General features: G+C 66.8%; 7 protein-coding genes. All 7 read left to right on the top strand.

Annotated features, from left to right (window positions below; genetic code table 11):
• Positions 1 to 441, top strand: a 441-nt coding sequence (locus tag EN780_RS25055; RefSeq protein ID WP_245500117.1) for an MBL fold metallo-hydrolase, incomplete at its 5' end; no start/stop codon positions are given.
• A gap of 81 nt (positions 442 to 522) precedes the next feature.
• Positions 523 to 684, top strand: coding sequence for a DUF1328 family protein (locus EN780_RS25050; protein ID WP_023683859.1), 162 nt, complete (start codon positions 523 to 525; stop codon positions 682 to 684).
• Positions 685 to 854: 170 nt separating this feature from the next.
• Complete coding sequence (gene dapF / locus EN780_RS25045) at positions 855 to 1,739, top strand: diaminopimelate epimerase (RefSeq protein ID WP_128275620.1); 885 nt, start codon at positions 855 to 857, stop codon at positions 1,737 to 1,739.
• Positions 1,739 to 3,022: a tRNA (N(6)-L-threonylcarbamoyladenosine(37)-C(2))-methylthiotransferase MtaB gene (gene mtaB / locus EN780_RS25040; RefSeq protein ID WP_128275619.1), complete on the top strand. Its 1,284-nt coding sequence runs from the start codon at positions 1,739 to 1,741 to the stop codon at positions 3,020 to 3,022. Before dapF ends, mtaB begins: the two co-directional genes overlap by 1 nt.
• A 13-nt stretch (positions 3,023 to 3,035) precedes the next feature.
• Positions 3,036 to 4,955 (top strand): signal recognition particle-docking protein FtsY, encoded by a 1,920-nt coding sequence (gene ftsY / locus EN780_RS25035; protein ID WP_128275618.1) that lies wholly within the window; start codon positions 3,036 to 3,038, stop codon positions 4,953 to 4,955.
• Positions 4,956 to 4,996: 41 nt separating this feature from the next.
• Positions 4,997 to 5,662: a septation protein A gene (locus EN780_RS25030; protein WP_128275617.1), complete on the top strand. Its 666-nt coding sequence runs from the start codon at positions 4,997 to 4,999 to the stop codon at positions 5,660 to 5,662.
• 19 nt (positions 5,663 to 5,681) lie between these two features.
• Positions 5,682 to 6,302, top strand: a complete 621-nt coding sequence (locus tag EN780_RS25025; RefSeq protein ID WP_127285873.1) for a pyridoxamine 5'-phosphate oxidase family protein — start codon at positions 5,682 to 5,684, stop codon at positions 6,300 to 6,302.
• The last annotated feature ends 71 nt before the right edge of the window (positions 6,303 to 6,373 follow it).

The following is a 6,373-nucleotide window of genomic DNA, read 5'->3' as shown; positions in this document are numbered from 1 at the left end:
GTCCATGTCGAGCCGGTGCACCACTGGTCGGCCCGCGGCACGCGCGATCGGCGCATGGCCCTGTGGGCGGGGTTCGTGGTCGAGACGCCAAGCGCAAAAATCTATTTCGCCGGCGATACCGGCTTCCATGGCGGCGCCAACTACCGGCTGATGGCCGAAAAGCATGACGGTTTCCGCCTCGCCATCCTGCCGATCGGCGCCTATGAGCCGCGCTGGTTCATGGAGCCGCAGCACCAGAATCCGGAAGAAGCGGTGCAAGGCATGAAGCTTTGCAACGCAGCCCACGCCGCCGGCTGCCACTGGGGCACTTTTCAGCTCACCAATGAGCCGATCGACGAGCCTGCCCGCAAACTGGCAGAGGCGCTCGACGCCGAGCGCCTGCCGCGCGAGCGTTTCCGCGCCCTGCGGCCGGGCGAGGTGTGGGATGTGCCGGCCGCCTAGCCCAGGAACCTGAGCCGACCACAGGAACCCAAGCCGACAAGGGGCGTTGATCCACAACGCCATTCGGCTGGGAGCCTTTCCATGATCAAGTGGATCATCATCCTTCTTATTGTTGCCGCCGCGGCGAGCCTGCTCGGCATGCCGGCATTGGCAGGCGCGGCCGCCACCGGCGCGCGCGTCCTGATCGGCATCGTCCTCGTCATCTTCCTGCTGATCGTGCTCGGCGTCTTCGCGGTTACTTAGGTTCGGCATCTTTGCCGTGACCAGCCGCGGCGTCTTCACCGTCGCCAAGGCGCGACCTCTTCGTCGTCGGCAAGGCCCGACGTCTTCGCCGCCGCTTCAACCGCGCCGCACTGGTAATTCCCGCCCGTTTCCGCCATATAGCGCCAAACGGACATGGAATGACCGGCTAGATGGCAGGCACCGCCCCCTTCGCCAAGATGAACGGCATCGGCAACGAGATCATCGTTGCCGATATGCGCGGCCGTGCCGACCGGGTGACGCCGGCGGCGGCGATCGCGCTCAATGGCGACGCCGCGACCAAGTTCGACCAGATCATGGCGATCCATGACGCCAGGACGCCCGGCACCGCCTACTATATCGACATCCTCAATTCCGACGGTTCCGGCGCGCAGGCCTGCGGCAACGGCACACGCTGCGTGGTGCAGGCGTTGGCCGCCGAGACCGGCCAGAAGGCTTTCACCTTCGAGACCCGCGCCGGCATCCTCAACGCCGTGGAACATGCCGACGGCACGATCTCGGTCGACATGGGCACGCCGCGCTTCGGCTGGCAGGAGATCCCGCTTGCCGAGGAGTTCCGCGACACCCGCATGATCGAGCTGCAGATCGGCCCGATCGACGCGCCGGTGCTGCATTCGCCCTCGGCAGTCTCGATGGGCAACCCGCACGCCATCTTCTGGGTCGACCGCGACGTCTGGTCCTATGAGCTCGACCGCTTCGGCCCGCTTTTGGAAAACCATCCGATCTTCCCCGAGCGCGCCAACATCACCATCGCTCAGGTCACCTCGCCCGAAACCATGGTCATCCGCACCTGGGAGCGCGGCGCCGGCCTGACCAAGGCCTGCGGCTCGGCTGCGTGCGCCGCCGTGGTGGCGGCCGCCCGCACCAAGCGCACCGGCCGCAGCGTCTCGCTGATGACGCCCGGCGGCGGCTCGCTGCATGTCGAATGGCGCGACGACGACCACGTCATCCTGACCGGCGCCGCCGAATGGGAATTCTCCGGCAGCTTCGACCCCTCGACCGGCACCTGGGCCCGCGACACCGAAAGCGCGGCCTGATGGCAATAGACGTCGTCACCTTCGGCTGTCGCTTGAACACCTATGAATCCGAGGTGATGCGCAAGGAGGCGGAAAGCGCCGGCCTCGGCGCGATGAAGGGCGGCGCCGTCATCTTCAACACTTGCGCCGTCACCGCGGAAGCGGTGCGCCAGGCCAAGCAGTCGATCCGCAAGGCCCGCCGCGAGAACCCGCATGCCCGCATCATCGTCACCGGTTGCGCGGCGCAGACCGAGCCGCAGAACTTCGCCGCCATGGACGAGGTCGACCTCGTGCTCGGCAATGAGGAGAAGCTGAAGGCGAACTCCTATCGCGCGCTGCCCGATTTCGGCGTCAACGACACCGAGAAGGCGCGCGTCAACGACATCTTTTCGGTGCGCGAGACGGCCGGCCACATGGTCGATGCGATCGAGGGCCGGGCGCGCGCCTTCGTCCAGGTGCAGAATGGCTGCGACCACCGCTGCACCTTCTGCATCATCCCCTTCGGCCGCGGCAATTCGCGCTCGGTGCCGATGGGCGCCGTGGTCGAGCAGGTCAAGCGGCTGGCCGACAATGGCTATGCCGAGATCGTGCTGACCGGCGTCGACATGACCAGCTTTGGCGCCGACCTGCCGGGCAGCCCGAAGCTTGGCAGACTGGTGAAGACGATCCTGCGCCAGGTGCCCGACGTGAGGCGGCTCAGGCTGTCCTCGATCGATTCCATCGAGGCCGACGAGGACCTGCTGGACGCCATCGCCACCGAGCCCCGGCTGATGCCGCACCTGCATCTGTCGCTGCAGTCGGGCGACGACATGATCCTGAAGCGCATGAAGCGCCGCCATCTGCGCGACCAGTCGATCCGCTTCTGCGAGGACGTGCGCAAGTTGCGCCCCGGCATCGTCTTTGGCGCCGACATCATCGCCGGCTTCCCGACCGAGACCGAGACGATGTTCGAGAATTCGGAAAGAATAGTCGAGGAATGCGGGTTGACGCATCTCCACGTCTTCCCGTTCAGCCCACGCGAAGGCACGCCCGCTGCGCGCATGCCGCAGGTCCGCCGCGAGGTGGTCAAGCAGCGCGCCGCCAGGCTCCGCGCCGCCGGCGAGGCGGCCTATCGCCGCCATCTCGCTGCCCTTGCCGGCACGCGCCAGTCGATCCTGGTCGAGCGCGACGGTCTCGGCCGCACCGAAGGGTTTACGCTGGCCGCCATCGACGCCGGGACGCCGGGCGAGATCGTCGAGGCCATCATCACCTGCCATGACGGTGCCCGCTTGATCGCGGCGCCCCTGGCCGCCCGCGCCGCCTGAGAAAAAGCAAAGCATGGCCGGTTTCTTCAAGAAGATATTTTCGTTCGGCAAGAAGGAAGTCGTCGAGGAGCGCGTCGACGAGACCGCCCCGCTGCCGCCGATCAAATGGGACGCGCTGGACGCGCTGAAGCCGGCGGCCGAGCAGGCTCCCCACCCTGATGGGGAGGGTCCCCACGAAGTGGCGGCGCGGGGTGACAGTGCCGACGCTGGTGCCAGTCACCCCCACCCCCGAGCTGCGCTCGGGACCTCCCCCATCGAGGGGGAGGTAGAGGCCGCGCCCCAACCGGTTCCGCAAGAGCCGAAGCCCGCACCGGCTATTCCACAGCCGCCGGAGCCAATCGTTCCGTCCGAGCCGGAACCTCTGCCGGAGCCCCGCCCGGAAGAAGAGCCGAAACCCGTTCCGCAAACGCCCGAGCCACCGGCGCCGGAAGAAGTGCCGCCGGCACCACCGGAACCAGCGCCCGAGCCGCAGCCCCAAGAGGTGCCTGCACCCGCGCCGGCCGAGCCGGAAATTGTCCCGTCGCATCCGGAACCGCAGCCTGAGCCGTCGCCGATCGAGGTGCCGACCCTGCCCAGCGAAGTCCCTGCCGATACGCCGTCGCCGATCGAGATTCCACCGGCCGAGGCACCTTCTATCGAGCCATCTTCAGAGGTCGGCGCCGCCCCTCATCCGCCTGCCGGCACCTTCTCCCCGCATAGTGACGGGGAGAAGGAAGAAGTGCCAACGCCGACGCCCCCCTCTCCCCGTCCTTCACGGGGAGAGGGTAAGGGTGAGGGGCAGCGCCGACCTCCACAGGATTTGGCGTCACTGGAGCCTGCTCCGCCGGCGGAAATCTCTCCTCCTATTCGCCAGCCTGCGCCGGTCGAACCGGAGCGGATCCTTGCCGAGATTGCACCCGAGCCAGAAGCCGTCCCCGCGCCGCAGCCAAGGCCCGCGCCGTCCGCCGGCAAGGTAACCGTCGCGAAAAAGGTCGAGCAGAAGGCCGAGGTGCAAAAGGCGCCGGAGCCGGCGCCGCGGCGTTCCTGGTTCCAGCGCATGCGCGATGGGCTTGCCCGCTCCTCGCGCGAGCTCTCCGGCAACATCGCCGGCGTCTTCACCAAGCGCAAGCTGGACGAGGACACGCTGCAGGACCTGGAGGACGTGCTGATCCGCGCCGATCTCGGCCTGGAAACCGCGCTCCGCGTCACCGATGCGCTGGCCTCCAGCCGCTACGGCAAGGACGTCTCCGACACGGAGGTGCGCTCGGTCATGGCGGCCGAGGTGGAGAAGGTGCTGACCCCCGTCGCGTTGCCGCTGGAGCTCGACCTCAGCCACAAGCCGCATGTCATCCTGGTGGTCGGCGTCAACGGCACCGGCAAGACCACGACCATCGGCAAGCTGGCCGCCAAACTGACCGATGGCGGCCTGTCGGTAATGCTCGCCGCCGGCGACACCTTCCGCGCCGCCGCGATCGAGCAGCTCAAGATCTGGGGTGAGCGGACGAAATCGCCGGTCATCGCCTCCAAGCTCGGCGCCGATGCCGCCGGCCTCGCCTATGACGCCTTCGAGAAGGCCAAGGAGGCCGGCTCCGACGTGCTGATCATCGACACCGCCGGCCGGCTGCAGAACAAGGCCGAGCTGATGGCGGAGCTGGAGAAGATCGTGCGCGTGCTCGGCAAGCTCGACCCGGAAGCGCCGCACACCGTGCTGCAGACGGTCGATGCCACCACCGGCCAGAATGCGCTCAACCAGGTCGAGATCTTCCGCAACGTCGCCGGCGTCAACGGTCTGGTGATGACCAAGCTGGACGGCACGGCGCGCGGCGGTATTCTGGTGGCGATCGCGGCCAAGCACAGGCTGCCGGTCTATTTCATCGGCGTCGGCGAACAGGTCGACGACCTCGAACCTTTTTCAGCCAGCGAATTCGCCAGGGCGATCGCTGGCGTGGCTTGAACGATCCCAAAGCGCCGACTTTCGGGACAACAAGGACTTCCATGAACATCCTCGAACGCGACCCGTCGGACCCGCAGAAACAGAAGAAGGAAGGCGTCAACCCGGCGCTCAAGCTGCTGCTCGAGCTCGGCCCGCTGCTGGTGTTCTTCTTCGCCAATGCGCGCGGCGAATGGCTGGTGCAGAAATTTCCGGCGCTGGGCGGCCTCGGCGGACCGATTTTCGTCGCCACGGGCCTGTTCATGGGCGCCACCGCCATCGCGCTGATGGCGTCCTGGCTGCTGACCCGCACCTTGCCGATCATGCCGCTCGTGTCGGGTGTCGTGGTCTTCGTCTTCGGCGCACTGACGCTCTATCTGCAGGACGACATCTTCATCAAGATGAAGCCGACCATCGTCAATACGCTGTTCGGCGGCGTGCTGCTCGGCGGCCTGTTCTTCGGCAAGTCGCTGCTTGGCTACGTCTTCGATTCCGCCTTCAGCCTCGACACCGAGGGCTGGAGGAAGCTTACCTTCCGCTGGGGGCTGTTCTTCCTCTTCCTGGCCATCGTCAACGAAGTCGTCTGGCGCAATTTCTCGACCGATGCCTGGGTTACGTTCAAGGTCTGGGGCATCATGCCCATCACGCTTCTCTTCACCTTCAGCCAGATGCCGCTGATCATGCGCCATTCGCTGGAGGAAAAGGCCAAGGAAGAGAACGCCGGCAAATAGAACTGAGAGGGGGACGGGCATGGAATTCCTCACCACGCGCGACGAGTTGAGGACGATCTACAAGACGCCCCGACCGACCGACGGCCCCATCCGCAAGGAGCTGAAGGCGCTCGACGGCCACTGCCGCTCCTTCATCGGCAAGAGCCCCTTCGTGCTGATCGGCTCCTCTGACGGCGCCGGCAATGCCGACGTGACGCCGAAAGGCGACAAGCCCGGCTTCGCCGCCATCCTCGACGACAACACCATCGCCATCCCCGACCGGCCCGGCAACAACCGGCTGGACACGCTGGAGAACATCGTCCGCAATCCCTCGGTCGGGCTGTTGTTCCTCATTCCCGGCATGAACGAGACGCTGCGCGTCAACGGCGACGCCCGCATCACCGTCGATGCCGGCCTGCGCGGGCGGCTGGCCGTCGACGGCAAGGAGCCGCAGAGCGTCGTCGTGGTGTCGGTCAAGGCCGCCTACATGCATTGCGCCAAGGCTTTCATGCGCTCGGATCTGTGGAAGCCGGAGACCTGGTACGACCGCGCGACGCTGCCGACGCTCGGCCAGATCATCCGCGACCAGCTGGCGCTCGCCGAGGCGGCCGGCGACATCGACCGCGAGCTGGACCAGGATTACCGGCAGACCATGTGGTAGCCTCGGGCTCGATTCGCCCGGACAGTTCCCCCCTTGCTCAACATCTTTGCCATTTCCGGCAGCCTGCGCGC

Origin of the sequence: Mesorhizobium sp. M4B.F.Ca.ET.089.01.1.1 (genome assembly GCF_004022605.1) — a bacterium.
Classification (GTDB): Bacteria; Pseudomonadota; Alphaproteobacteria; order Rhizobiales; family Rhizobiaceae; genus Mesorhizobium; species Mesorhizobium abyssinicae.
The sequence above is the reverse complement of the archived record's forward strand: the minus strand, read 5'-3'. Positions and strand labels throughout refer to the sequence as shown.

Bases quoted from the DNA above. Each gene is read 5' to 3' on its own strand.
- ftsY (WP_128275618.1), top strand. From the start codon at position 3,036: ATGGCCGGTTTCTTCAAGAAGATATTTTCGTTCGGCAAGAAGGAAGTC.
- dapF (WP_128275620.1), top strand. From the start codon at position 855: ATGGCAGGCACCGCCCCCTTCGCCAAGATGAACGGCATCGGCAACGAG.
- EN780_RS25050 (WP_023683859.1), top strand. From the start codon at position 523: ATGATCAAGTGGATCATCATCCTTCTTATTGTTGCCGCCGCGGCGAGC.
- EN780_RS25030 (WP_128275617.1), top strand. From the start codon at position 4,997: ATGAACATCCTCGAACGCGACCCGTCGGACCCGCAGAAACAGAAGAAG.
- EN780_RS25025 (WP_127285873.1), top strand. From the start codon at position 5,682: ATGGAATTCCTCACCACGCGCGACGAGTTGAGGACGATCTACAAGACG.
- mtaB (WP_128275619.1), top strand. From the start codon at position 1,739: ATGGCAATAGACGTCGTCACCTTCGGCTGTCGCTTGAACACCTATGAA.